Genomic DNA, 24,809 nt, shown 5'->3' on the forward strand with positions numbered 1-24,809 from the left:
CAGGATGAACGCCATGAGTATCGGAACCCTGGTCCTGCTCCGCCACGGCGAGAGCGAATGGAATGCACTCAATCTGTTCACCGGCTGGGTGGACGTACACCTGACAGACAAGGGCATGGCCGAGGGCAAGCGCGCCGGCGAACTGCTCGCCGAGCACAACCTGTTGCCCGACGTTCTCTACACGTCTCTGCTGCGCCGCGCGATCAGCACCGCAAACCTCGCGCTCGACGCCGCCGATCGCCACTGGATCCCCGTGGTCCGCGACTGGCGCCTCAACGAGCGTCACTACGGCGCTCTGCAGGGCAAGAACAAGGCGCAGACCAAGGAAGAGTACGGAAACGAGCAGTTCATGCTCTGGCGTCGTAGCTACGACACCCCGCCGCCCGCCATCGAAGCCGGCAGCGAGTACAGCCAGGACACCGATCCCCGGTACGCGAACCTCGACGAGGTTCCCTTGACCGAGTGCCTGCTCGACGTCGTCAAGCGTCTGATCCCGTACTGGGAGGACACCATCTCCCAGGAGCTGCTCGCCGGTCGGAACGTGCTGGTCACCGCGCACGGCAACTCGCTGCGTGCGTTGGTCAAGCACCTCGACGGCATCTCGGACGAGGACATCGCGGGCCTGAACATCCCGACCGGAATCCCGCTGCGTTACGACCTCGACGAGAACCTGAAGCCGCTCAATCCCGGCGGCACCTACCTGGATCCGGAGGCCGCAGCTGCCGGCGCCGCCGCGGTGGCGAATCAGGGCGGAAAGTAGCAACCCGATGATGTGCGTCGAGGCCCCCCGAACAGTGATTTCGGGGGGCCTCGGCCAACAACAGATGAACGACGAACCAACGCCGTCCACCTGGCGGATTACGCGGGTGGGAACGTCCGAACCCGCCGTAACCGACTCTTCGCGCGAACGTACGATTGCGCCGTGAGTGTCGTGATTGCAGTGCTGCTGGTCGTGGTCGCCGGCTTGGTCGGCTACCTCGTCGGCGGGGTGCTGGTCCCCAGGCTGTCGTCGCGCCAGAGTCAGCGCTCGGACGAACAGACCGGGCTCACGATGTCCCAGGTTCTCGACCTCATCGTGTTGGCTTCGGAAAGCGGTATCGCCGTCGTCGACGGTTTTCACGACGTCGTGCTCTTCAATCCTCGCGCCGAGGAACTCGGTCTCGTCAAGAATCGTCTGGTCGACGAGCGAGCTTGGCGGGCTGCTCAGGAAGTTCTGCGGACCGGTCAACCTGTCGAGGTCGATCTGACGGCGCAGACCGCTCAGCGGGGCCGCGACAAGATCGCGGTACGTGGCACGGCCCGGTTGCTCAGCAAGGACGATCGCAACTTCGTGGTCCTGTTCGCCGACGACGATTCCGAGCAGGTCCGCATGGAGGCGACCCGACGCGATTTCGTCGCGAACGTCAGCCACGAACTGAAGACGCCGGTCGGTGCGATGAGCCTGCTCGCGGAGGCACTGCTCGAGTCCGCTGACGACCCGGAATCGGTGCGGCACTTCGGCGAACGGGTGCTCGGTGAGTCGATTCGTCTGGGCAAGATGGTCACCGAGTTGATCGCACTCTCGCGTCTGCAAGGTGCCGAGAAGCTGCCGGATCTCGACGTGGTCGACGTCGACACCGTGGTGTCCGAAGCACTGTCGAGGTCGAATCTGTCGGCCGAGGCCGCCGGGATCACGGTCACCACCGACCATCCGAGTGGGCTGGAAGTACTCGGGGATCAGACTCTCCTCGTCACGGCATTGTCCAACCTCATCGAGAACGCTATTGCATACTCGCCCAAGGGTTCTCCGGTTTCCGTCAGTCGGTCGGTACGCGGCGACAATGTCGCGATCGCAGTCACCGACCGAGGAGAAGGCATCGCGAAAGCGGACCAGGAGCGAGTGTTCGAGAGATTCTTCCGCGTGGACAAGGCGCGGTCACGGCAGACCGGTGGAACCGGTCTGGGGCTGGCGATCGTCAAACACGTCGCGGCCAATCACAACGGCTCCATCGAACTGTGGAGCAAACCGGGTACAGGGTCTACCTTCACGTTGCAGATACCGGCACACGTGGAGTCGGACGACGACATCGACTCTGACAACGCGGGAACCGCCGGTTCCACGCGGATCGGCAGACGAGAACAAGGCAGTAGAGAAAACGGCATGGAGGCCAAACGATGACGAGTGTGCTGATCGTGGAGGACGAGGAGTCCTTGGCGGACCCGCTGGCGTTCCTGCTCCGCAAGGAAGGCTTCGAGACCACCATCGTCAACGACGGACCGTCGGCGTTGGCGGAATTCGATCGCTCCGGAGCGGACATCGTCCTGCTCGACCTCATGCTGCCCGGCATGAGTGGCACGGACGTCTGCAAGGCGCTGCGGTCGCGCTCCGGCGTCCCCGTCATCATGGTGACGGCGCGTGACAGTGAGATCGACAAGGTCGTCGGACTGGAACTCGGTGCGGACGACTATGTGACCAAACCGTATTCGGCGCGTGAGCTGATCGCTCGCATCCGTGCGGTGCTGCGCCGCGGGGTGGAGAACGAGGCGGACCTCGCCTCCGACAACGGGGTGCTCGAGGCCGGACCGGTACGGATGGACGTCGAGCGCCACGTCGTGCAGGTCGCGGGTAACCCGGTGACGTTGCCGCTCAAGGAGTTCGATCTCCTCGAGTACCTGCTCCGCAACTCCGGTCGGGTGCTGACCCGCGGACAGTTGATCGACCGCGTCTGGGGCGCCGACTACGTCGGTGACACCAAAACCCTTGACGTACACGTGAAGCGGTTGCGTTCGAAGATCGAATCGGATCCGGCCAAGCCGGAACATCTGGTCACGGTCCGTGGATTGGGTTACAAGCTCGAAGCGTGATCGAACCTCGTCGAGAAGAAATGTCGAGAAGAATTCAGCCGCTCACACGATCGTGTGAGCGGCTGAATTCTTTTTGTTCAGGCGGAGTCAGCCCTGAGCTTTGTTCTGAGCGATCGTGGTCGCCGGATGGACTGCGATGAGGCCGAGGCCCGCGCGACGCCTGCAGAGGCGAGCCAGCTCGTCGTACGCGCGCTTTCCGAGAAGTTCCGTCAACTCGGGCCCGTAGGACTGCCAGACCTGCCGCTCCCCGACATGAGCGTCGGGGGAGCCGGAGCAGTACCAGGCGAGGTCGTCGCCGCCCTCACCCCAGCCGCGGCGGTCGTACTCGGTGATCGTGGTCTTGAGGATCTGGACGCCGTCCGGCCGGTCGACCCAGTCCTGGGTGCGGCGGATCGGTAGCTGCCAGCACACGTCCGGTTTCACCTCGAGCGGCTCGATGCCCTTCTTGAGCGCCATGGAATGCAGAGCGCAGCCCTCGCCTCCGGCAAAACCCGGCCGGTTGAGGAAGATGCACGCTCCTTTGTAGCGGCGGGTGCGCAGCGCGGGCTCGTCCTCGAGGTCGTCTTCTTCGACGTAGCCCTTCTTGCCGAGACCCTTTTCCATGAACTGCCAGTCTTCGGCTGTGAGCATTTTCACTGACGCATCGAGCTTGTCCTGATCTTCCTGATCGGAGAGGAAAGCGCCGTGCGAGCAGCAACCGTCGTCCGGGCGGTCTCCGATGATGCCCTGACACGCCGGCGTGCCGAACACGCAGGTCCAATGCGAGAGCAACCACGTCATATCAGCGGAAATGAGGTGTTCGGAGTTATCCGGATCGACAAATTCGACCCATTCGCGCGGGAAATCGAGATCGACCTCGGGGCTCGGAGTCATCTTGTGGGACCGGTCTGGGTTACCTGCTGTCACAAGGGCCGACCGTAGACCCAGTAACGTGGCGATGTGCGACTAGGGGTACTCGACGTCGGAAGCAATACCGTCCATCTATTGGTTGTGGACGCCCATCGGGGCGGCCACCCAACACCCATGAGCTCGACCAAGTCCACGTTGAGGCTGGCAGAGAACACCGACGACCGCGGCGATATCACCACGTCAGGAGCCGATCGGTTGGTCTCGACGGTTTCCGAATTCGCCGGTATCGCCAAGACGTCCGGGTGCGAGGAAATGATGGCTTTTGCCACTTCCGCGGTCCGTGACGCCAACAATTCCGAAGCCGTACTCGCCCGCGTCCGCGCCGAGACCGGAGTCAACCTCGAGGTTCTGTCCGGGGTCGACGAAGCCCGCTTGACCTTTCTGGCCGTGCGCCGCTGGTACGGCTGGAGCGCCGGACGCATCCTGAACCTGGACATCGGCGGCGGCTCGCTCGAACTCACCGCAGGTGGTGACGAGGATCCGGACGTCGCCTTCTCACTGCAACTCGGTGCCGGACGGTTGACGCGCGACTGGCTACAGGCCGATCCGCCGGGCAAGCGCCGGGTCGCTGTGTTGCGCGACTGGCTGGACGCGGAGTTGGTCGGACCAGCCAAGGAACTGCGCGCCGCCGGCGACTGGGACCGCACGGTCGGGACTTCGAAGACCTTCCGATCGTTGGCTCGGCTCACCGGCGCGGCCCCTTCTGCCGCAGGCCCCCGGGCAAAACGGACCCTGACTTCCAGCGGACTCAGGCAACTCATAGCCTTCATATCCAGGATGACGGCGGCGGACCGTGCAGAATTGGAAGGAGTGAGCTCGGATCGGTCACAGCAGATTGTGGCCGGCGCGCTCATCGCAGAGGCAACCATGCGGGCGCTCGGAGTGGACGAACTGGAAATTTGTCCCTGGGCACTGCGTGAGGGTCTGATTCTGCGAAAGCTCGACACAGAAATGGGCGGTGAATTGGTGGTGAGTGCTTGATGACCGAGGACAGTCAGCAGATTTCCGTAGCGGAACTGCTCAAGCGGAACGGTCAGAGCGTCGAATCCCGAGGTGGACGACGCCGGCGCGGCGTAGCCGGTGGCATCTCCGTCGCCGAACTGACGGGTGAGATCCCGATCGTTCGCCAGTCGGGATCGCGCGCGGCCGCCGAGCCCGAGTCCGACGAACCAGCAGCCCAGCCCGAAGCCGCTGCGCCGGAAAACTCTGCACCTTCAGCGCCGGCCGAGGCTGTCGCGGAAACCGCCAAGTCAGCCGAACCGGCACCGAAGGTTCCCGCCGATCGCACCGCAGCCTTCGCCGTCTCGTTCGACGACGACGATGACGATGACGAGCCGCAGGCACCCAAGGGTGAGTCGAAGCCGGTTGCTGCGCCGCCGGTCACCACTCCGAAGCCGACTTCCACACCTTCGCCGGGACAGACCTCGAAGTCCTCGCCCGGGCAGTGGGTGAGCCGGGCACCGCTCAACTCCTCGTCACCGACGCAGGTAACGCAGGAACCAGCCCTGCTGTCGGGTCAGACCCTGGCGGGCGACCTGATGCGTCAGGAGCGCGCCGCAACGCAGTCGCCGTCGTTGCGTCCGCCGATCCTGCCGCCGCGTGTCCCCACTCCCGTCGTGAAGGCACCTGCACCGACTGCTCCTGCTCCGGCCGCGCCGGAAGAGAGCACCGAACTGATCGACAAGATCGCAGACGCGGATGCCGGCGAGGCCGAATCGACCGCTGTTGTCGATCTGGTCAAGGCGCCGGCTGTCGATGACGGTGCAAAAAAGTCCAGTGCCGCCGCGGAGTCCGATGTCGAAGCCGAACCGGCAGCGGAAGAGGCAGGCGAGCGTAACTCGATCCGTGAATGGGCAGTGCTTGCCGGTCAGGTGGTTGTTGCACTGATCGTCGGCGGCGCGATGTTCAAGGGCTTCGAGAAGCTGTGGGACATGCTGCCGTGGGTGGCGTTGGTGCTCGCGCTGATCGTGATCGTCGGCCTGGTTGCTGTCGTGCGGGTTCTGCGGAAGACGGACGACATCACGAGTTTCGTGATCGCGGTGGTCGTCGGCATGATCGTGACGCTCGGTCCACTGGCGTTCTTGTTGACCTCGGGTTGATCGGACGATGATCGGGGGATCGCAGCGCATGGTTCGTCGGCCGATAGCCGTCGGCCTGTCGACGGCTTCGGTGTATCCGGAGAACACGGAAGCGGCATTTCGCTACGCCGCTGATCTCGGATACGACGGCGTCGAACTGATGGTGTGGGCCGAATCCGTGAGTCAGGACATCGGTGCTGTTGCCGCCCTCGTTCGCAAGTACGCCATTCCGGTGCAGGCGGTGCATGCGCCGTGTCTGCTGATTTCGCAGCGCGTGTGGGGTTCCGATCCGGTCGAGAAGCTCGAGCGTTCGGTGCGCACCGCCGAAACCTTGGGAGCGACGACGGTGGTCGTCCACCCGCCGTTCCGGTGGCAGCGCAAGTACGCCGAAGGCTTCGCGGAACAGGTTGTCGAACTCGAATCGAAGAGCAGCGTCGTTGTGGCGGTGGAGAACATGTTCCCCATGCGCGCCGACAGCTTCTTCGGCGGCAAGGACAAGTCCGCGGAGCGTCTGCGTAAACGTGGCGGTCCAGGGGCAGCGTTGTCCGCGTTCAGTCCGTCGTACGACCCGACCGATTCCGATCATGCTCACTACACACTCGACCTGTCGCACACCGCGACGGCGGGCATGGATGCCCTGAAGTTGGCCTTCCGTATGGGCAAGGGGCTCGAGCACCTGCACCTGGCCGACGGTCGCGGGGCGTCGATGGACGAGCACCTGATTCCGGGGCATGGCTCACAGCCGTGCGCGGAGTTGTGTCAGCAATTGGCTGCGAGCGAATTCAGCGGCCAGGCAGTCATCGAGATCAACACACAGAACGCGCGCACCCGGCGGGAGCGGTCGTCGATGCTGGCGCAGGCGCTCGCGTTTGCACGCGAGCACCTGGCACGCTCAGCGGTGGCCGGCAAGTAGCGCAGCTTCGAACTGCGCGCGCACCTTCTCGACGTGTGCGTCGAGGTCTTTGGTCTCCCAGCCTTCGGTCGAGATGGGATCGAGCACCGAGACATAGACCGGGCCTGGATGGGCGACAAGCGAATTGCGCCACATCCGTTCACCCGCGTTGTGAATCACCACGGGCACGATCGGCACACCGGCTTGGATCGCCAAGTGGAATCCACCCTTCTTGAAAGGGCCCAGACGTGGCGTCGGAGAACGGGTGCCCTCCGGAGCTATGACTATCGAGACACCATTCCTCAGCTTGTCGACTGCCGGTTGCAGTGCAGCCTTCGCCTTCGTGGTGTCGGTGCGGTCGATGTAGGCGACGTCGAGCAGTGCACCGACGGGCATGAACCGCGGATCGCTTGCCGCTTCCTTCTTCGCGACGCCGGTCACGTCACGCTTGATCACGGTGCCCAGGACCAACATGTCCAGGGAACTCTGATGGTTGAACATGAACACCGCCGGGCGGTGATCCCACACGTTGTGCTCGCCGTCGATCTCGACGTCGATGCCCAGCAGTGAGAGCGAGATGTCGGGGCCGTACGTGCCGACCAGGTTCGCACCCAGTTGACGGTTCCCGGTGACAATGCCTGCCGACGCACCGAGGGCGGCGGTGGCAGCAAGCGCGCCCATGGCAGTCGCCGTTCGGATCGTGGAGATCGGTGTTGCGCCTCGCTGCGGTTTACGCAGGCTGACCGAAGGCCAGTGATTGCGCAACGCGATCTTGGCCAGACCACGATCGGGATTCAACGCGACAGGTCGCCCGACGGCCTCGAGCATGAAGACGTCTTCGACACCGTTGGAGTACGCAAACGCGTTCTTCAGATCGGCGCCCATCTTCTCGGCATAGCCTGCAAGGGCATTGGCCTTGGCCGGCCCCCACAGTGCGGGCGAAGACAGTTCGCCGGTGAGCATGCCGTCGACGACTTCGGGCTCGGTGCACAGCACGTCTTCGATGTCGAGATCTTCGGCGACGTACTTGGCCTGGAACGGAGTCGCCGACGTAGCCATCACGATCGTGTGGCCGGCTCGCCGGTGTGCCGCCAGTAGCCCGCGGGCTTCCGGGTAGATCATCGCGGCGATCTCCTGCTTGAACAGCCGTCGGCCCCAGTCGTTCAGTTCCTCGACGGTACGGCCGCCCAAGGCTCGAACGCCGATGTCCATCAGTGCTCCGACGTCAGCGCCGCGGAATTGGGTGTCGATCGCGGCACCGGTGGTGCGCAAGAGTTCGCCGACGCTGATATCCAAGCGTCGCAGGCGGTCTCGGTACACAACGCTGGCCGAGTACCCGCTGATCAAGGTGCCGTCGAGGTCGAAGGCGGCGATCGTTCCGGGCCCGGGCGGGGCGGCTTCGATGGCGGAGTGCAGACGCTCGAGTCCGGTCACAGTCCTACTTCCTCGTTCGCGGCGGGCGCTCGGTTTGCTTCTGGAATGGTCACTACCGCAGCGGCGTCCGGTACCGGCATCGCCACCTGATCGAGTCGTGCATGCGCGAGTGCGCGAAGGTGACGCAGGCGCTCGACCTGAACCTTGATCTCGGCAGCGAATGCCAGGCGCCGGGCCCGGACTCCGTCGTCGTCGACTTCGATCAAGTTACGGTTGCGCGCCAAATTCAGTGCGGTGGCGAACAACTCACCGGAGACGGATTCGTTGCTGGCGATCTGCTGCCGCAGTCGACGCTGATGTGCGACGTCGATGCAGTTGCTGATGAACGACTTTTCGTCGAACGATGTCGAAATCGGCGCGAGCACAAGCTGATCGGCGACAACCTGGTACGCCTCGAGGAACGGTTGGAGCACGCGGTGCGCGAGGTACGGGCGAACCGTCTCGATCATGTGCTCGGTTCGTTTGTCGTCGGCCATGACGGTTTCCCACTCGGGGTCGATCAGCGTCAGCTCGGTCCGCATCTCCTGCTCGAACGTGTCCCGGTCACTGAAGAAGAACTCGAATTTCAACAAATCTCGGATGCGCTTGGCCTCTGCCCACCCGTCCCCGATGGGGTCCTCGAACCGCTCTTCGACGGCTGCCTGAAGTACGAGTTCGGTGATGGCACGCACGACAAGAAAGTGAATCGTGTTGTTGCGGTAGAAGGCAGCGACAAGATGCTGGTCCTTGCCGAGGTAGAAGACCTGCTCGCCGCCCCGATCGAAGCGCTCGAGCACCCCGGAATCGACGTGTGTCTGCAATGCCTTCTCGATGACACGCGGATCGGACAGTTCGACGTCGCCGGCGATCGGAAGATTTCGCGCGGTGATGTAGCCGAACAGCGGCGTGAGAATCGCGGTGAGTTCACGAACTGTCAACGCCCGGTCTTCGATTCCGAGGAACGCCAACATCGCCAGTGAAGACACGGTCACCGGGGTGACCTCGTTGATGCGGTGACACACCTCGATGCCGGCCTTCTGAATGGCAAGGCGCTGATCGGTTTCCTGGCTGAGTGCGTCCGCGAGTGAGAGCGGCCGGCCGATGGTCACGTGCGCGACACCGTTGCGTTTTCCCTGGGCGCGTACGTAACCCACCATCCAGCGCAGGCCTTCCGGTGTCTTCTCGGCGCCGAGCGCCTCGGCAGCCATGGCCCCGACCTCGTAGAGTTGGTCGTAGCTCAGCGCAACCGGGACGAGGTACACGTCGGACGCTCCGCTGACCTGAAATGCCTTGGTCAGGTAGGTCAGGAGACCGAAGCGCGGCGGGCGTAGTTTCCCGGTACGTCCGCGTCCACCTTCGATGTACCACTCCAGATTGAAGCGCTTGGTCAGCAGATAGCGCATGTACTCGTGCATCGACCATTTGTAGACCTCGTCGTTGCCGATGCTTCGACGAATGAAGACGGTGCCGCTGCGCTTGAGGATCGAGCCCATGGGCCAGAAACTGATGTTGAGGCCGCCCATGACGTGATTGAGCGGCAAGCCGTTCGCGATCAACGCCGGACGCAGGACGAGGGGATCGAGGTACGAACGGTGACTGGGGAGGAAGACCAGTGAGTGTTCCTTGTTCAGCTCACGGAGTTCCTCGAAGCGGCTCGTGTCCACGTCCAGCTTGTAGGCGCGAGCGAAGTAGCGGCCCAGGCGATCCCACACCGCGATGGCTTGGCGACTCTGGGTGGCAACCATTTCTTCGAGAGCTTCACGTGCGCGGCGATCGACTTCGGCGACGGCGATGTTCAACCGGTCGGCCAAAGCCATGACCTCGGTGGCGAATCGGCGGGTGTCGGTGATCTCGTCGACGACGAACCGTGACACCTTGTACTGGCCACCCAGTAGGCCCAATTCGGCGCGTTCGAGTGCCAGAGCGGCCTGCCGTCGGATGAACTCCGGTAGCGAACCGCCACCGCTCTTTTCGAGGCGACGCTCGAGATCGCTCAGTGGTGCGGGTTCACCTTCGATGACCTGGCACCGAGAGGGGTCGGTGCGCAGGGTTCTGCGTTGTGCACCGCGTCCGGGGTGGAGAGGATCGCGTGGTGCCAGCGCATCACGTAGTCGCACCGCGACGTTGTGCTTGGTATGGGTGTCCGGGATCCACACCACGCGAAGCGGCGCGAGCATCGGGTCGTCGGTCCGCGCCGCCAGTTCGGCCAGGGTCTTGTCGGTGATGTTGACGGTGACCGGCCGTGTTTCGGATTCGGTTGCCTTGTCGGCAAGCCACTTTCGCAGCACGCCGGCTTCGGCCTCTGTCATGGTTTCGGTGAGGTACACGCGCGGGTTGGTCGTGTTCTCGCTCATGACTCACGCACCTTCCGTTGTGACTCCGAGAGCGACGATCTCGTCCAGGCTCTCCTGCAAGCACTGCATCAGCAGCGCGGGTTTTGTGATCGCAGCGGTGTCGAGATTGATTCCGATACAGCACACCCCGACGTGGGAGACCAGTGTCGCCATTGCCGCGCAACCGGGCGCCGGGCCGAACGGGAACATCCGCTCGATCTTCGCTCCGGCGAGATAGACCGGTACCGGTACGCCGGCGACGTTGCTGGCCTGCAGGTCCAGACCCGTCGACTGGGACAGATACCAGTTCGCGAGTAGATAGTTCGGCAGGCGAGCGAGGATCGGGGCGGCGACGTCGATAGCGTCCAACGCCGGTTCCTCACGCAGACTCAGAACGATCTCTCGCACCTGCCTGATGCGTTTGGCCGGATCCGTTTCGGCGACCGGGCCGTTGAAGCGAACGGCTGCAAACCGGTTGCCGCCGTTGGCATCCGCGCCCGTGCGCATGCTGATCGGCATACCCATCGGGATGCTCTCGACAGATTGTCCGAAGGCTTCGTGGTAGCGATGGAAGCCGCCGAGCAATGCGGCGACGTAAGCGTCGTTGAGTGAGCCGCCGGCAGCTTTTGCTCCGGCCTTGAGCTCGGGAACACCCACTTCGAGAGTTCCGAACCACCGTCCGAGACCACGATCGTGGAGCAGAGGGGAACCGGAACGAGCTGGGGGAGTGACGATCTTGCGGAGTGAATTGGCGTAACCGAGGACCTCGGAAGCCGTCGTGATCGGACTCGAGATCGCCGTGGTCGCAACATTGGTGGCACCGCGGACCAGCTTGGCGATACGCGAGGGCGCACGCCGGATCTCGCTGACGACCTCCTCGCCGAAGGCGCCCACCGATGACAGATGCTCAGGAGCAGGCGGTGTGCGGTCGGGCTTGTTCGGAGTGGGGTCCGGGCGTCTGCTGTGCAGGAGCGTCATCATCTGGATGCCGCCCATGCCGTCGGTGATGGAGTGGTGAGTCTTGACCACGAACACGGCGCGACCGTCGTCGAGACCTTCGATGAGCAGCGCGCTCCACGGCGGTCGAGCCTTGTCGAAAGGTTCCGTCGCAAGGTGACGACACATGCGCAGTGCGTGATCGAAGTCCGCCGGTGCAGGTAGGCGGACGCGTCGTAGGTGGTAGCCGATGTCGAACTCGGGATCGACGGACCACACCGGATTGCCCAGCTGCATTGCCGGTTCCACTGCTCGCATACGAATACGCGGAACCACGTGCGATGCCCACTCGACTGCGTCGAGAAGTCGATCCCAGTCCGGGGCACGATCGAGTACCTCTACCGCAACGATCGGTGAGCGCAGTTGCGGCTGCGCCTCTTCCATCCGCCACATTCCAGTCTCGAAGTCGGACATCGTGCGGTTCGCCCCCCAGGCGACCGCGGAAAGGTCGACGTCGACCGCGCTAGGAGGAACAAATGGATTGCTGTTGGCCATACGTCAAGAACTCCCTCGGTCTGCGGATCCACCCCGCGCATCTCTGCTTCTAAGTGTGGACCCGCGACCGTGGGCGCGTCCCGGTTTCGGTGTCAGCCGACAGGTGTGACGTTCGTCAGTTAAGGGCTAATCGGACATGCCGGGAAGTTCAGTGCTCAAGAAGTGACGCCGACGGCTTTCAGGGCTATCTCGCGGTAGAGAACACTGACTTCGCGCGGAGTCTGCGGTCCGTCGAGTCGATACCAGAGGACGACGGACTGACACATTCCCAGTAGTGCACGGCCCGTTCCGGTGATGTCCGGGACCGTGAACTCACCGCTCTCGACGCCTGCCGTCAGTACGTCGACGAGTAGGTTCTCGAGCTTCTTTCGCTTGGCGGCGTAGCTCTTTCGTTCCGCGTCCTCGAGGTATCGCAGTTCGGAATCGAGGAAGGCTATGTCGGAGCGACTGGTCATGTGCAGAACACACGCCTCGACGAGATTGCCGAACTGTGCCGTCGGCGACGGTCCGGCAGCGTCGACCGCAGCGCTCGCGCGTGCGGTGACGTTCTCGATGCCCGGTTCCATCAGCGCGACGAGGATGCCCTGTTTGTTGCCGTGGTGGTAATACAGCGTCGGCACGGTGACACCGGCACGTTTTGCGATGTCACGAACCGACGCTCCGTGGTAACCGAGTTCGTGGAACACCTCGAGTGCGGCGGTGAGCAGGGGAGTCAGCGTCAGTGGTTCCACGATGCGCCACTGTTCGTCGGGCTGAGCCTCCGACTGCAAATCCGTCATTCCGCCTGTTCGCTCCGTTCGGAAATTTCTGGTGGTGTGACTAAAGAAGGTTCAACCCTAGCGCAAGGCGTGTCCTCCTTACCGATGCTCGGCCACCATTGGATAGCATCACTATCCAGTAAACGGTCGAGCGAGTTGGACGGAGGAGCGGTGAAGGTTTCCGAACTGGCCGCACAGTCCGGCGTTGCACTGGCCACTATCAAGTACTACCTCCGTGAAGGTCTGCTGATGCCGGGTGAGCCGACCAGCGCAACGGGAGCGAGGTACGGCGAACAGCACGTCCGGCGACTCGCGTTGATCAGGGCCCTGGCCGGGGCGGGACTCGCGATTCCACGGATTCGCGCGGTGCTCGAACTGGTGGACACTGACGAGCGATCCGAATTCGAGACTTTCGGCCGCGCAATCGCGCAACTACCCCCGTACGTCGAACCTGAACCGGATCCAGAGTTCCCCAGAGCTCGCAAGGTTCTGGAGTTTCTCGGTCAGGTTTTCGAGCCGAGGTACGTGGCGGTCGCGCACCTCGAGCGGGCACTGATCGGCCTCGAGGATGCAGGACTGAGTCTCTCGGACGAGCGCCTGCGCGCCTACGGCGACCACATCCGAGGGATTGCCGAAGTGGAAATCGAGCTGATGCCTACCAGTTCGACCGAGGACGGCATTCGCTATGCGGTCCTCGGAACCGCCATGTACGAACCCGTCCTGACAGCTTTGCGACGCCTGGCGCACCAAGATTTGGCCGCACGACATTTCCCGCAACACCGAGAAAGCACCGAACAGGAAAATCGATGAGCACCAGTCCCTTTCAAGATCTCAATCGCCTCACCTCGCTCGGCGACGGGCGATACACCGCAACGATCGATTCGATCTGGACCATCGGGCCGAAAGTGCACGGCGGCTCCATGATGGCTGTGTGCGCCGCTGCCGCGCGTCGATGTCTGCGAGACGGCGCAGGTGAGAACGACTCGCTTCTGAAGATGCAGCCACTCGCGGTGAGCGCCAACTATCTGTCGGCCCCAGATCCGGGTGAAGTCGAACTGGAGGTGATCGTCCGAAAGCAGGGGCGCCAGGTCGCGTTGTTCGACGTCGAGTTGAGCCAGGCGGGCCGCAGCGCTGTTCGCGCGGCGGTCACGCTCGGATTCCCCGATGACGGCGACCCCACCTTCGTCACGGCCTCGTCGATCGACGACATGTCACCGGAACCGCCGGAGAGTGCGGTGGCAGTCATCGGCCATCACCCGATGGCGCAGGTCGTGCATGTCGGTCAGGGTTGCGACATGCGAATCGACACCACCTCGGCGCACTTCCTGACCGGCAGCCAAGGCGAGGCCGAGGTCAGGATGTGGGTCCGTCCTCGACCCGAGGACGAAAACGACCTCGACACCGCTGTGCTGTTCGCGATCATGGCGGGTGACATCAGCGCGCCGGTGACGATGAACCGCGGCCTGTTCGGGTGGGCGCCGACCGTGCAGTTGACGACGTACCTGCGCCGACTGCCGACGCCGGGATGGCTTCGCGTGCGGGCGAGCTCGGATGTTCTGGGCAGCACGTGGTTCGAAGAGGATCATGCTGTTCTCGATTCGACGGGCGCAGTCGTCGTCCAGAGTCGTCAATTGGCGATGATGCCCCGCTAGGGTCGATCGCTGCGGTCGTGGCAGGCTGTTCGCCATGACAAGAATTGCGATTATCGGTGGCGGCAAGATCGGCGAGGCGCTGATCTCCGGGCTGTTGCAGGCCGGCCACGCCATCAAGGATCTGGTCGTCGCCGAGCAATATCAGCCTCGCGCAGACGAATTGATCGCCGAATACTCCATCCGCGTCAGCACGGTCGCCGATGCCGCCGAGGGTGCGGACGTCATCGTCATCGCGGTGAAGCCGAACGACGTCGAGTCAGCGCTCACGGCGTTGACGAAGGTCGATCTGGACGGCGACCTCGAACAATTGATCGTTTCCCTTGCGGCGGGAATCCCCACGGGATTCTTCGAAACGCGTCTGCCCGCAGGGTTCCCGGTCATCCGCGTCATGCCGAACACCCCCATGTTGGTCGGGGAGGGCGTGAGCGTGCTCTCGCCCGGACGGCACGTCAAGGCCGAGCATCTCGAGCTCGTACGCGGCATCCTCGGCAGCGTCGGCAAGGTGGTCACGGTTCCCGAATCGCAGATCGACGCGGTCACGGCTGTCTCCGGTTCCGGCCCGGCCTACTTCTTTCTGGTCGCCGAAGCGATGATCGACGCGGGAGTCGGTCTCGGCCTGACGCGCCCGGTCGCTACCGAATTGGTGGTGCAGACGATGGTCGGTTCCGCAGCGATGCTCGATCGCACCGGCGACAGCGCGACGGATCTTCGCGCCGCGGTGACGTCACCGGGCGGAACGACGGCTGCGGCACTGCGTCAGCTCGAAGCGGGCGGCCTGCGGACGGCGTTCTTCGATGCCTTGGATGCCGCCAAGTCGCGCTCGGCCGCGATGGGTGCAGCTGCGGATTAGTCGTCCGTTTAGCCACACCCGTCGCTTTAACCCCACCAGTACAGCTAAGCTCGACTTAGTACGTACGTGTCTGTTCCGCCGGAGGGGAAGCCGGCGGCGCGAGTCGTGCTGGAGGTATGTGGATTAATGGTGTCTGCAAACAAGCCGTCCATGGGTTCGTCCCACGACGGAAAGCCGGCAGTGGCCGGCACGCAATTCCTCACTGTTGCTGAGGTAGCAACTTTGATGAGGGTGTCGAAAATGACTGTGTACCGGTTGGTACACAGTGGCGAATTGCCTGCTGTACGAGTGGGCCGTTCGTTCCGTGTACATGCGAAGGCAGTACACGATTACCTCGAAACCTCGTACTTCGATGCCGGCTGACCAGCCGGTTCGAAGAGGATGACCTCGGCGTGAGCCGAGTCGCGGGCACAGCGGTTGCTGTGCCGGAGGCTCGGTTTATGCCGAGTGACTCCACACCGGTACGATGAGTCACTGTCGTACCAGCAAGCTGGTGTCGTAAGGCGCTGAGCTAGTTAAAACGAGGGCCAGGCGCCAATTGCTTGGCGCAGGCGTACGTGACCGGCGTGCGCAGGAACGCTAGAGAAGAACGTGAGGGACACCCGCTATGGGTTCAGTGATCAAGAAGCGTCGCAAGCGCATGTCGAAGAAGAAGCACCGCAAGTTGCTTCGTCGTACCCGAGTACAGCGCAGGAAACTCGGTAAATAAGCAGTACCTGTTGATGCCCGCCACCCCTTCCGGGGTGGCGGGCATCAGCATATTCGGGGGGAAGCGATGTGTGCCACGTCTCATTGGCTGGGCGGTTTGTCTTGAATGGCCGAAATTTGGGTAGTCAGCGCGGGACCCCCTCTGCCCGTAAAATGGGGGAAAATCGCGGGAGGGACGCTTCGGCAGAGCGCGTTTCTACTGGATATGGGGGTACTTGGTGGTTGAAGGTGACAACACTTCAGGGGGCACGACGCCTCGCGTCGTACTGGTGACCGGGGCGAGCAGATTTCTCGGCGGCTACCTGGTGACCAGGCTTGCGCAGAATCCGTCGATCGAGCGTGTCATCGCCGTCGACGCCGTCAGTCCGAGCAAGGACATGATGCGCAGAATGGGCCGCGCGGAATTCGTGCGAGCAGACATCCGCAATCCGCTGATCGGCAAAGTGATCCGAAACGCCGAGGTCGACACCGTCGTGCACGCGTCGACGCTTCAGAAAGCCCCCAAAGCCGGCAGCCGCGCCGCGATGAAGGACATGAACGTCATCGGCGCCATGCAACTGTTCGCGGTCTGCCAGAAAGCTCCGACGGTTCGCAAGGTGGTCCTGCGCTCGGCTTCGGTCGTCTACGGGTGCAGTGCCAAGGATCCCGCTCAGTTCACCGAAGAAATGAGTGCGCGCCGCCGGCCGCCGGGCGGATATGCCCGCGACAGCCTCGAGATCGAGGGATACCTCCGCGGGATGGGGCGTCGGCGCCCGGACATCTCGGTCGGGATTCTGCGGTTGGCGCCGTTGATCGGACCTCAGCTGACTGCAACCGTCGGGCACTACGTCACCGCCCCACTCGTGCCCACCATCGTCGGGCGCAACGCGCGCCTGCAATTGCTCCACGTCGAGGATGCCCTCGCGGCGCTGGAGAAGGCGACCATCGGACACGCTTCGGGTACGTACAACATCGCCGGCGACGGAGTGGTCATGATGTCGCAGGCGATCCGCCGGGCAGGCAGGGTGGAAGTTCCCATGCCGCTCGCTCTGTTCCGCAGCGTCGGGAGCGCGTTGGTGGGGTCGTCCATGAGGCTGTACACCGACGAGCAACTCGAGTACTTCCGGTTCGGCTGCGGACTCGACACCACTCGCATGCGCAGCGAGCTGGGGTTCGAGCCGCGATGGACCACCATGCAAGCACTCGACGACTTCATGCGTGCGATGCAGACGCGCCGGATCATCAAGTCCGAGTGGATCGATCGGGCGGAGAATGCGTTGACCACCATCCTCGGCGGTGACACCGCCGCGGCGGCAACAAGTGCAGACGTGATGCACATGCCGCTGTCGGGACGAAGTGCGGTGAAGGGGTGACTGACGTGGCGAAGGTAATTCCCCTGCGGCCCAGCGCAACTCACACCGGAAAGTCGGCAACTTCCCGTTCGCGTGAGTCCGTCACCGGTGCGGAGCGTGACATCCGTGAACAAAGTGAACGTCGGCATCCGTCCGGAGTGTCCTCGGCGGCCGACCACGGCGGTGAGAGCACGTTCGTCGATTCGGCCAGGTCGGCGATCGTCGACCAGATCGCCTCGGCAGCAGAATTCTTCCGACGTCGGGTGTCGGGCGACTACGAGGTCGACGAGTTCGGATTCGACCCGCATTTCGCGGACAACGTCGTCATGCCGATGTTGCGCCCGTTGTTCGAGAAGTGGTTTCGCGTCGAGGTCAGTGGGATCGAGAACATTCCCCTCACCGGGGGAGCGCTTGTGGTCGCCAACCACGCCGGTGTGATCCCGATCGACGGACTGATGACGTCGGTTGCCGTGCACGATCACCATCCAGCGCATCGTCCACTGCGAATGTTGGCTGCGGACATGGCATTCGAGATGCCAGTGGTGGGTGGACTGGCGCGCAAAGCCGGTCATACGTTGGCCTGCAACCCCGACGCCGAGCGTCTGCTCAACGACGGTGAAGTCGCGGCCGTGTTCCCGGAAGGATTCAAGGGCATCGGGAAACCGTTCAGTGAGCGGTACAAGTTGCAGCGGTTCGGGCGCGGTGGCTTCGTGTCGGCCGCAATGCGAACCGGTGTTCCGATCATTCCGTGCTCGATCGTGGGTTCGGAGGAGATCTATCCCAAAATCGGTGATCTCACCACACTCGCACGCGTTCTCGGTCTTCCGTATTTCCCGGTGACACCGCTGTTTCCACACTTCGGGCCGCTCGGCCTGGTTCCGTTGCCGTCGAAGTGGTACATCGAGTTCGGAAAGCCCATCGTCACCGACACCTTCGAGAGCGGTGCCGCCGACGATCCGATGGTCCTGTTCGAGGTCACGGACCACGTCCGGGAAACCATTCAGCAGACGCTGTATCGACTGTTGGCCAAGCGTCGCAACGTCTTTCTCGGCTGAGTTCGGTCCGGATCGCTGCTCGATCCGGACCGAACCCGCTCAGACGTTCTGTTCTTTGCGCCTGGCGAGAATTGCCGCGAGCGCCCCGCCGACCGCTCCGAGCACCAGCGCCGTCGGTACGCCGATCTTGGCGGCCTTTCGTCCGGTGCGGAAATCGCGAACTTCCCACCCGCGGTTCTTCGCGAGTTCACGAAGATCTGCGTCGGGATTGATCGCCACCGGTGTCCCCACCAACGAGAGCATCGGAACGTCGTTGTGGCTGTCGGAGTAGGCGGAACAGCGCTTGAGATTGAGTCCTTCACGCACCGCCAACGTCCGTACGGCGTGCGCCTTGCCCATGCCGTGCAGGATGTCGCCGACGAGTCGGCCGGTGAAGACGCCGTCCTCACTCTCGGCGACAGTGCCCAAGGCGCCGGTCAATCCCAGTTTCTCGGCGATGACCTGAGCCAGTTCGACCGGAGTTGCCGTCACCAACCACACCTGTTGTCCGGCGTCGAGGTGCATCTGGGCCAACGCCCTCGTGCCTGGCCAGATCTTGTCGGCGATGACCTCGTCGTAGATCTCCTCGCCGAGGCGGGCGAGTTCGGCGGTGGATCGACCGGCCACGAAGGACAGTGCTTTCTCGCGGCCTTCGGCGACGTCGTCGCTACTTTCTCGGCCGGTGACTCGGAACTTGATCTGCTTCCACGCGAAATCCACCAGATCCGAGGTCTTGAGATACTTTCGTGCAGCGAGACCACGGGCGAAGTGGATGATCGACGCACCCTGCACCATGGTGTTGTCGACGTCGAAGAATGCGGCGGCCGTGAGGTCGCGCGGAACGGCCGGGGGCTCTTCGCCGGTTTCCGGTTCTGTGGGGTTGGCAGCTTCGTGCAATGCCAGAGCTGCGTCAGCGCTCGCCTCGCCGGCGAGATTGGCTCGAACTTCCGACTCACTCGGGCCCAGCGGATTCTTCACGTGGCGACGTCCGGGGAGAATGACCCCGGCAAGCCCTGATCCGAATCCGGAGCCGTTCGGTAGTGATCGCGCAGGCACCCGCACCTCCCGTGTTGCATTCTCGAGCAGAGAACTCTTCGAGTCAGCCTATCCTCCGCGATGAGGCCCGATGGGTTGGATGGTGACCTTCCCTGTGGTGTGTGACGTTCCTCTCCGCCGATTTGGCACCGAGTGGGGCTCCGGAGGCACACTCGACCGATCAAGTAGATGGCGTCCCCGTAGAAGAAAGGTATGCGTCGATGACTGCAGCTACGCATGAAGTGACCCTGTTGACACGCGCAGGATGCGCGTCCTGCGTCGGCGCGGCGGAGGTCCTGCGACGGGTCTGTTCCGAGTTCGAGCTGGAATTGACGTGCATCGACGTGGACGAAGCTGCCGCGACGGATCCAGAGCTGAGAGCGGAGTACGGAGACAGATTGCCCGTCATTCTTCTCGACGGACGCGAGCACGGTTACTGGGAAGTCGACGAGGAGCGCCTTCGTGACGATTTACGCAAGTAAGGCAACCCTCAAAGTTGTCCGCGGAGCCGCTTTGCAGGTGAACGGCACATCGAACCCGTCTCGAGCAACTTTGTGCATGGGTTCACAAGCGGTTACCGTGGTGTGAACATTCCCCCGGAGCATCGTGGAGGTCGACAGTCGTGTCGACCGGACGAGGAGCCAGCGACGTGACCGAACCGCACCAGACGCATGAGCCTGTGGCTCAGCGCGTCACCGGCGCTGCGGGCTCTTCCGTCACCGACGCTTCCAGCGCCTCGGTTACCGACCCGATCGCTCAGGATCGCGTCATCCCCCAGGCTACGGTGACGCGCTTGGCCGCATACCTGCGGGTCCTCGGAGTGATGTCCGACCGGGGTACCTCCATCGTCTCGAGCGAGGAACTCGCGCAGGCGTCAGGTGTCGGATCAGCGAAGTTGCGTAAGGATCTGTCGTTCCTCGGACCCAACGGTGTCCGTGGCGTCGGGTACGACGTCAACAGGCTCCGCATCCGCATCGAGCGTGCACTCGGACTCGATCGTGGGCACAAGGTCGTTCTCGTCGGAGTCGGAAACCTCGGCAAGGCGCTGGTCGGCTACGGCGGATTCAGCCGCCGCGGTTTCGAGATGGTCGGACTCTTCGACAGTGATGCAGATCGAATCGGAAGCAGAGTCGGGGATCTCGTCGTGCGCAGCACCGAGGAACTGACCGTCGCCTGCCGTGAACTGAATGCGACCATCGGCGTCATCTCCACACCGGACGAGGCAGCTCAGGGCGTGTGCGACCAGTTCGTCAGCGCCGGGCTGCGCTGCATCATGAGTTTTTCGCCGATCGCCCTCGACGTTCCCGATCACGTGGAACTGCGACGTGTAGATCTAGCCGTCGAGATGCAGGTTCTCTCCTTCAACAGTGCGCGCAATGCCGATCAGGCATCCAGCGCGCCGCGAGTACGAGTGGCTCACGCCGCATCCGCTTCGTCAGTCCCATCCACCAGTTCACCCGCTCCGGTCGGAGCAGGTTCGACAAGAAACGGATCAGTGATCGCGCCGTGAGTGTTCTGCTTGTCGGGGTCTCGCATCGAACCGCGCCCGTCCCGGTGCTCGAGCGAGTAGCTGTCACCGACACCGATCGTCCGAAGCTGATCGACAAGCTTCTGGCGTCTTCGCACATCTCCGAAGCGATGATCGTCTCCACCTGTAACCGGGTGGAGGTCTACGCGGTGGTGGACGCGTTCCACGGTGCACTCACCGAGGTCGGTGAAATCCTGGCCGACCATTCGGGTCTCGACCTGACAGCGCTGCACGCTCACGCGTACGTCCGCTACAGCGAAGCAGCCGTCGAGCACCTCTTCGCGGTGGCCAGCGGCCTCGATTCCATGGTGATCGGCGAACAGCAGATCCTCGGCCAGATCCGTTCGGCCTACGCATCTTCGGATGCGCAGCAGGCCGCCGGACGCGTAGTCCACGAACTGGCTCAGCAGGCACTGCGCGTCGGCAAGCGAGTGCATTCCGAAACCGGAATCGACTCCGCCGGAGCATCAGTCGTGTCCGTGGCTCTCGATCGTGCAGCGGGCATCATCGGTGAGGGTGGCCTGGTCGGCCGCACTGCCGTGGTTGTCGGGGCAGGATCGATGGGCGGTCTGTCGGTTGCGCATCTCACCCGCGCCGGAATCGCACGCATCGTCGTCGTCAACCGGACACAGGAACGCGCCGAGCACCTGGCAGAGACGGCACGCTCCAACGGCGTCGACGCCGACGGTGTTGCCTTCGATCAGCTTTCGGCCGCGATGGCGCAGGCAGATGTCATGGTCACCTGTACCGGCGCGGTCGGGGCAGTGGTCACCCTGGCGGATGTGCACCGCGCACTCGCCGAGCCCGATCGCGACAACACCAAGCACCTCGTCATCTGCGACCTCGGGCTGCCGCGCGACATCGATCCCGCCGTCGCCGGCCTGCCGGGTGTGACCGTTCTCGACATGGAGACGCTGCAGCGTGATCCAGCGGCGGGCGCAGCCGCTTCCGACGCAGATGCCGCACGCACCATCGTCGCCGGTGAGCTTGCGACCTACCTTGCCGGACAGCGCCTCGCCGAGGTCACTCCGACCGTGACGGCTTTGCGGCAGCGCGCCGCCGACGTCGTCGAAGCCGAACTGATGCGACTCGATTCGCGTCTGCCCGGCCTGGACGATCCGCAGCGCGACGAGGTTGCACGCACCGTGCGACGCGTCGTGGACAAGCTGCTCCACGCCCCGACCGTGCGCGTCAAGCAACTCGCGTCGGCCCCCGGCGGCGACTCCTACGCAGCAGCGCTGCGCGAACTCTTCGAACTCAGCCCCGGATCTCCCGCGGCCGTGGCCACACCCACCGATCTGGTGGACGGCGACCGCACTGGAAGGGACCTGCAGGCATGAGCGTCACCACCCCTCGATCGGGGAGCCCGCTGCGGATCGGCACTCGCGGAAGTCTTCTCGCGACCACGCAAGCCGGTACCGTGCGCGATGCCCTCATTGCGGCCGGACATCCCGCCGAGTTGGTCATCATCAAGACCAAGGGCGACCAGTCCACCGATCCCGTCCAGAAGATCGGCGTCGGAGTGTTCACGGCAGAGCTTCGAGAAGCCTTGCTGGACAACCGCGTCGACGTTGCGGTGCATTCCTACAAGGACTTACCGACCGCGCAGGACCCGCGTTTCGTCATCGCGGCGATTCCGCCACGCGAAGATCCGCGTGACGCGCTGGTCGCCCGTGACGGTCTGGTCCTCGGGGAGCTTCCGGCCGGTTCCAAGGTGGGAACCTCGGCGCCGCGCCGTGTTTCGCAGCTGAAGGCACTCGGTCTCGGCCTCGACATCGTGCCGTTGCGGGGCAACCTGCAGCGCCGTCTCGGCAAGGTCGAATCCGGTGAACTCGACGCCGTGATCCTCGCTCGCGCCGGCCTGTCTCGTATCGGTCTGCTCGATCTCATCACCGAGAACATCGAGCCCGTGCAGATGCTCCCCGCTCCGGCGCAGGGTGCTCTGGCCGTCGAATGCCTTTCTGCCAATGTGGAATTGGCGGCGATCCTCGCCGAGCACGACGACGCGGGTACCCGGGCGGCAGTTACGGCCGAGCGCGCACTGCTCGCCGAGTTGGAAGCCGGCTGCACCGCTCCGGTGGGAGCGATCGCGGAGATCGTCGAATCCCTCGACGACGACGGCAGAATCTTCGACGAACTGTCGGTACGCGGCTGCGCAGCCGCCATCGACGGTTCGGACGTCATCCGTACCGGCGCAGTGGGTGCGCCGGACAAGGCCGAGGAACTCGGCCGAGCGGTAGCGCGCGAGTTACTCGAACTCGGCGCCCGCGAGTTGATGAACGTGACTACAGGCGAGGCAGCCGATGTTTGACGCCCCACTTTGCACTTGCACCAAGTTCCCATTTCGATACAGCGCACTGGAGAATCACCGATGACCCGAGTCCGAAAGAACACTCCCGGACGGATCCTGTTCGTGGGATCGGGACCGGGCGACCCCGCCCTGCTCACCGTTCGCGCACGTGACGTCCTCACCGGCGCCGCAATGGCATTCACCGATCCGGATGTCGACAAGGGCGTCGTCGCACTCGTCGGCATCGACATGGGCCGCGACGAGGAGACCGGCGAGCTGATCGCGGACGTGCGTCCGGCACTCGGCGAGCCTGCCGAGGTTGCAAAGACATTGGTGCACGAGGCCAAGAACGGCCACGACGTCGTGCGTCTGGTCTCCGGCGACCCGCTGACCACGGATTCCGTGATCGCAGAGGTCACCGCAGTCGCCCGCACGCAGGTTCAGTTCGAGGTTCTCCCGGGTCTGCCTTCCGGTTCGGCTGTGCCGAGCTACGCCGGCATGGCGCTCGGCTCGGGTCACACCGAGGCCGACGTTCGCGGTGAAGTCGACTGGGCTGCTCTGGCCGCTGCACCGGGACCGCTTGTCCTGCACGCGACGTCCGGACATCTCGCCGAGACCGCCAGCGCGCTGGTCGAGAACGGCTTGGCCCCGCAGACGCCTGCTGCGATCACCGTCCGCGGTACCACTCGTCAGCAGCGAACCGTCGAGGCAACTCTCGCGACGCTCAACGAAGCCGGATCCGAACTGGTGGGCTCGCTCATCGTCACCGTCGGCAAGGTTGTCGCGCAGCGCAACAAGATGTCGTGGTGGGAATCGCGCGCTCTGTACGGCTGGACCGTCCTCGTGCCGCGCACCAAGGATCAGGCCGGCGAGATGAGCGACCGTCTGGTCACTCACGGAGCGATCCCGATCGAGGTTCCGACCATCGCCGTCGAGCCGCCTCGCAGCCCGGCTCAGATGGAGCGTTCGGTCAAGGGACTCGTCGACGGTCGCTACCAGTGGGTCGTCTTCACTTCCACCAATGCTGTTCGCGCAGTGTGGGAGAAGTTCGAAGAGTTCGGCCTCGACGCTCGCGCCTTCTCCGGTGTGAAGATCGCCTGCATCGGTGAAGCAACCGCAGCCAAGGTGCGCTCGTTCGGCATCAACCCCGAGCTGATCCCGACCGGTGAGCAGTCCAGCGAAGGCCTGTTGGCCGAATTCGCCCCGTACGACGACGTTTTCGATCCGGTCAACCGGGTTCTGTTGCCGCGGGCGGACATTGCGACCGAAACCCTCGCAGAGGGCCTGCGCGAACGCGGTTGGGAGATCGACGACGTCACCGCCTACCGCACCGTCCGGGCAGCGCCGCCGCCGGCCGAGACCCGCGAGATGATCAAGACCGGTGGATTCGACGCCGTCTGCTTCACCTCGTCCTCGACCGTGCGCAACCTCGTCGGCATCGCCGGCAAGCCGCACGCCCGCACGTTGGTCGCGTGCATCGGCCCGAAGACGGCCGAAACCGCTATCGAGTTCGGTCTGCGCGTCGACGTGCAGCCCGAGACCTCGCAGGTGGGACCGCTGGTGGAGGCTCTCGCCGAGCATGCTGCTCGTCTGCGCGCCGAAGGTGCTTTGCCGCCCCCGCGCAAGAAGTCTCGAAGGCGCTAGCGCACCCGTGAGGGGTTGA

The 24,809-nt window shown here is 63.9% G+C and carries 24 protein-coding genes; 18 read left to right on the forward strand and 6 right to left on the reverse strand.

From position 1 onward, the window contains the following. Window positions 1–4 precede the first annotated feature (4 nt). The 3 genes from QRN54_RS09065 (at window position 5) to QRN54_RS09075 (ending at window position 2,844) form a co-directional block, all read left to right on the forward strand. Entirely contained in the window at window positions 5–760 is a 756-nt protein-coding gene (locus QRN54_RS09065) for a phosphoglyceromutase (protein ID WP_003941992.1), read from the forward strand. 162 nt (window positions 761–922) lie between these two features. After that, window positions 923–2,158 (forward strand): sensor histidine kinase, encoded by a 1,236-nt coding sequence (locus QRN54_RS09070; protein WP_058038156.1) that lies wholly within the window; start codon window positions 923–925, stop codon window positions 2,156–2,158. Next, a complete protein-coding gene (locus tag QRN54_RS09075; RefSeq protein WP_003942020.1) occupies window positions 2,155–2,844 on the forward strand; it encodes a winged helix-turn-helix domain-containing protein in 690 nt (229 codons plus the stop codon). The genes QRN54_RS09070 and QRN54_RS09075 overlap by 4 nt, the downstream gene beginning before the upstream one ends. A gap of 87 nt (window positions 2,845–2,931) precedes the next feature. Here QRN54_RS09075 and QRN54_RS09080 read toward each other — a convergent pair whose 3' ends face one another. Next, window positions 2,932–3,717 (reverse strand): DUF3109 family protein, encoded by a 786-nt coding sequence (locus tag QRN54_RS09080; protein ID WP_003941928.1) that lies wholly within the window; start codon window positions 3,715–3,717, stop codon window positions 2,932–2,934. A gap of 66 nt (window positions 3,718–3,783) precedes the next feature. On the opposite strand from QRN54_RS09080, the gene QRN54_RS09085 reads away from it, so the two are divergent. Genes QRN54_RS09085 through QRN54_RS09095 form a run of 3 tightly spaced genes read left to right on the forward strand, consistent with a single transcriptional unit; the run spans window position 3,784 to window position 6,744 of the window. Then, on the forward strand, window positions 3,784–4,734 hold the full coding sequence (locus QRN54_RS09085) for a Ppx/GppA family phosphatase (protein ID WP_003941975.1): 951 nt from the start codon (window positions 3,784–3,786) through the stop codon (window positions 4,732–4,734). Further along, window positions 4,734–5,852: an Rv0497 family membrane protein gene (locus tag QRN54_RS09090; RefSeq protein ID WP_218696071.1), complete on the forward strand. Its 1,119-nt coding sequence runs from the start codon at window positions 4,734–4,736 to the stop codon at window positions 5,850–5,852. Before QRN54_RS09085 ends, QRN54_RS09090 begins: the two co-directional genes overlap by 1 nt. A 7-nt stretch (window positions 5,853–5,859) precedes the next feature. Next, a complete protein-coding gene (locus QRN54_RS09095) occupies window positions 5,860–6,744 on the forward strand; it encodes a sugar phosphate isomerase/epimerase family protein (RefSeq protein ID WP_218696070.1) in 885 nt (294 codons plus the stop codon). Here QRN54_RS09095 and QRN54_RS09100 read toward each other — a convergent pair. The 4 genes from QRN54_RS09100 to QRN54_RS09115 form a co-directional block, all read right to left on the reverse strand. Then, window positions 6,724–8,157, reverse strand: a complete 1,434-nt coding sequence (locus tag QRN54_RS09100; protein ID WP_218696069.1) for an HAD-IB family hydrolase — start codon at window positions 8,155–8,157, stop codon at window positions 6,724–6,726. The genes QRN54_RS09095 and QRN54_RS09100 overlap by 21 nt on opposite strands. Continuing rightward, entirely contained in the window at window positions 8,154–10,490 is a 2,337-nt protein-coding gene (locus QRN54_RS09105) for a glycerol-3-phosphate 1-O-acyltransferase (protein ID WP_218696068.1), read from the reverse strand. The genes QRN54_RS09100 and QRN54_RS09105 overlap by 4 nt, the downstream gene beginning before the upstream one ends. Window positions 10,491–10,493: 3 nt before the next feature. Then, complete coding sequence (locus QRN54_RS09110; RefSeq protein ID WP_003941881.1) at window positions 10,494–11,960, reverse strand: wax ester/triacylglycerol synthase domain-containing protein; 1,467 nt, start codon at window positions 11,958–11,960, stop codon at window positions 10,494–10,496. 155 nt (window positions 11,961–12,115) lie between these two features. Continuing rightward, window positions 12,116–12,739, reverse strand: coding sequence for a TetR/AcrR family transcriptional regulator (locus tag QRN54_RS09115; RefSeq protein WP_003942051.1), 624 nt, complete (start codon window positions 12,737–12,739; stop codon window positions 12,116–12,118). Window positions 12,740–12,889: 150 nt separating this feature from the next. Here QRN54_RS09115 and QRN54_RS09120 point away from each other — a divergent pair, with 150 nt between their 5' ends. From QRN54_RS09120 to QRN54_RS09150, 7 genes are all read left to right on the forward strand, one after another. After that, window positions 12,890–13,528, forward strand: a complete 639-nt coding sequence (locus QRN54_RS09120) for a MerR family transcriptional regulator (protein WP_042453006.1) — start codon at window positions 12,890–12,892, stop codon at window positions 13,526–13,528. Beyond that, the gene (locus QRN54_RS09125) at window positions 13,525–14,370 is read left to right on the forward strand and encodes a thioesterase family protein (RefSeq protein ID WP_285181882.1); all 846 of its coding nucleotides are present in this window, start codon (window positions 13,525–13,527) and stop codon (window positions 14,368–14,370) included. Before QRN54_RS09120 ends, QRN54_RS09125 begins: the two co-directional genes overlap by 4 nt. A 34-nt stretch (window positions 14,371–14,404) precedes the next feature. Then, complete coding sequence (gene proC / locus QRN54_RS09130; RefSeq protein WP_003941923.1) at window positions 14,405–15,220, forward strand: pyrroline-5-carboxylate reductase; 816 nt, start codon at window positions 14,405–14,407, stop codon at window positions 15,218–15,220. Window positions 15,221–15,346: 126 nt separating this feature from the next. After that, on the forward strand, window positions 15,347–15,583 hold the full coding sequence (locus QRN54_RS09135; RefSeq protein WP_003941845.1) for a helix-turn-helix domain-containing protein: 237 nt from the start codon (window positions 15,347–15,349) through the stop codon (window positions 15,581–15,583). A gap of 244 nt (window positions 15,584–15,827) precedes the next feature. Further along, a complete protein-coding gene (locus QRN54_RS09140; RefSeq protein WP_003402602.1) occupies window positions 15,828–15,929 on the forward strand; it encodes a 30S ribosomal protein bS22 in 102 nt (33 codons plus the stop codon). 217 nt (window positions 15,930–16,146) lie between these two features. Then, entirely contained in the window at window positions 16,147–17,280 is a 1,134-nt protein-coding gene (locus QRN54_RS09145; protein WP_003941967.1) for an NAD-dependent epimerase/dehydratase family protein, read from the forward strand. Next, window positions 17,277–18,314, forward strand: a complete 1,038-nt coding sequence (locus QRN54_RS09150; RefSeq protein WP_042923247.1) for a lysophospholipid acyltransferase family protein — start codon at window positions 17,277–17,279, stop codon at window positions 18,312–18,314. The genes QRN54_RS09145 and QRN54_RS09150 overlap by 4 nt, the downstream gene beginning before the upstream one ends. A gap of 39 nt (window positions 18,315–18,353) precedes the next feature. On the opposite strand, the gene QRN54_RS09155 is transcribed toward QRN54_RS09150, so the two are convergent. After that, complete coding sequence (locus QRN54_RS09155) at window positions 18,354–19,349, reverse strand: HAD family hydrolase (protein WP_003941873.1); 996 nt, start codon at window positions 19,347–19,349, stop codon at window positions 18,354–18,356. Window positions 19,350–19,549: 200 nt separating this feature from the next. Between QRN54_RS09155 and QRN54_RS09160 the strand changes: the two genes are divergently transcribed. The 5 genes from QRN54_RS09160 (at window position 19,550) to QRN54_RS09180 (ending at window position 24,790) form a co-directional block, all read left to right on the forward strand. Continuing rightward, window positions 19,550–19,810: a glutaredoxin family protein gene (locus tag QRN54_RS09160; protein ID WP_003941953.1), complete on the forward strand. Its 261-nt coding sequence runs from the start codon at window positions 19,550–19,552 to the stop codon at window positions 19,808–19,810. Window positions 19,811–19,950: 140 nt separating this feature from the next. Next, window positions 19,951–20,838 (forward strand): redox-sensing transcriptional repressor Rex, encoded by an 888-nt coding sequence (locus tag QRN54_RS09165; protein ID WP_007735314.1) that lies wholly within the window; start codon window positions 19,951–19,953, stop codon window positions 20,836–20,838. After that, complete coding sequence (locus tag QRN54_RS09170) at window positions 20,835–22,196, forward strand: glutamyl-tRNA reductase (RefSeq protein WP_003941867.1); 1,362 nt, start codon at window positions 20,835–20,837, stop codon at window positions 22,194–22,196. The genes QRN54_RS09165 and QRN54_RS09170 overlap by 4 nt, the downstream gene beginning before the upstream one ends. Continuing rightward, entirely contained in the window at window positions 22,193–23,167 is a 975-nt protein-coding gene (hemC, locus tag QRN54_RS09175; RefSeq protein WP_007735311.1) for a hydroxymethylbilane synthase, read from the forward strand. The genes QRN54_RS09170 and hemC overlap by 4 nt, the downstream gene beginning before the upstream one ends. Before the next feature lie 60 nt (window positions 23,168–23,227). Further along, window positions 23,228–24,790: a bifunctional uroporphyrinogen-III C-methyltransferase/uroporphyrinogen-III synthase gene (locus QRN54_RS09180; RefSeq protein ID WP_003941969.1), complete on the forward strand. Its 1,563-nt coding sequence runs from the start codon at window positions 23,228–23,230 to the stop codon at window positions 24,788–24,790. Window positions 24,791–24,809 lie beyond the last annotated feature (19 nt).

This window comes from Rhodococcus sp. MEB032, from assembly GCF_030208925.1.
In the GTDB taxonomy this organism is placed as follows: domain Bacteria; phylum Actinomycetota; class Actinomycetes; order Mycobacteriales; family Mycobacteriaceae; genus Rhodococcus_F; species Rhodococcus_F qingshengii.

Excerpts from the sequence above, each read along its gene's own strand:
- hemC (WP_007735311.1), top strand. The coding sequence starts at position 22,193 with ATGAGCGTCACCACCCCTCGATCGGGGAGCCCGCTGCGGATCGGCACT.
- QRN54_RS09105 (WP_218696068.1), bottom strand. The coding sequence starts at position 10,490 with ATGAGCGAGAACACGACCAACCCGCGCGTGTACCTCACCGAAACCATG.
- QRN54_RS09075 (WP_003942020.1), top strand. The coding sequence starts at position 2,155 with ATGACGAGTGTGCTGATCGTGGAGGACGAGGAGTCCTTGGCGGACCCG.
- QRN54_RS09110 (WP_003941881.1), bottom strand. The coding sequence starts at position 11,960 with ATGGCCAACAGCAATCCATTTGTTCCTCCTAGCGCGGTCGACGTCGAC.
- QRN54_RS09115 (WP_003942051.1), bottom strand. The coding sequence starts at position 12,739 with ATGACGGATTTGCAGTCGGAGGCTCAGCCCGACGAACAGTGGCGCATC.
- QRN54_RS09180 (WP_003941969.1), top strand. The coding sequence starts at position 23,228 with ATGACCCGAGTCCGAAAGAACACTCCCGGACGGATCCTGTTCGTGGGA.
- QRN54_RS09135 (WP_003941845.1), top strand. The coding sequence starts at position 15,347 with ATGGTGTCTGCAAACAAGCCGTCCATGGGTTCGTCCCACGACGGAAAG.
- QRN54_RS09080 (WP_003941928.1), bottom strand. The coding sequence starts at position 3,717 with ATGACTCCGAGCCCCGAGGTCGATCTCGATTTCCCGCGCGAATGGGTC.
- QRN54_RS09160 (WP_003941953.1), top strand. The coding sequence starts at position 19,550 with ATGACTGCAGCTACGCATGAAGTGACCCTGTTGACACGCGCAGGATGC.
- QRN54_RS09140 (WP_003402602.1), top strand. The coding sequence starts at position 15,828 with ATGGGTTCAGTGATCAAGAAGCGTCGCAAGCGCATGTCGAAGAAGAAG.
- proC (WP_003941923.1), top strand. The coding sequence starts at position 14,405 with ATGACAAGAATTGCGATTATCGGTGGCGGCAAGATCGGCGAGGCGCTG.
- QRN54_RS09090 (WP_218696071.1), top strand. The coding sequence starts at position 4,734 with ATGACCGAGGACAGTCAGCAGATTTCCGTAGCGGAACTGCTCAAGCGG.
- QRN54_RS09125 (WP_285181882.1), top strand. The coding sequence starts at position 13,525 with ATGAGCACCAGTCCCTTTCAAGATCTCAATCGCCTCACCTCGCTCGGC.
- QRN54_RS09065 (WP_003941992.1), top strand. The coding sequence starts at position 5 with ATGAACGCCATGAGTATCGGAACCCTGGTCCTGCTCCGCCACGGCGAG.
- QRN54_RS09095 (WP_218696070.1), top strand. The coding sequence starts at position 5,860 with ATGATCGGGGGATCGCAGCGCATGGTTCGTCGGCCGATAGCCGTCGGC.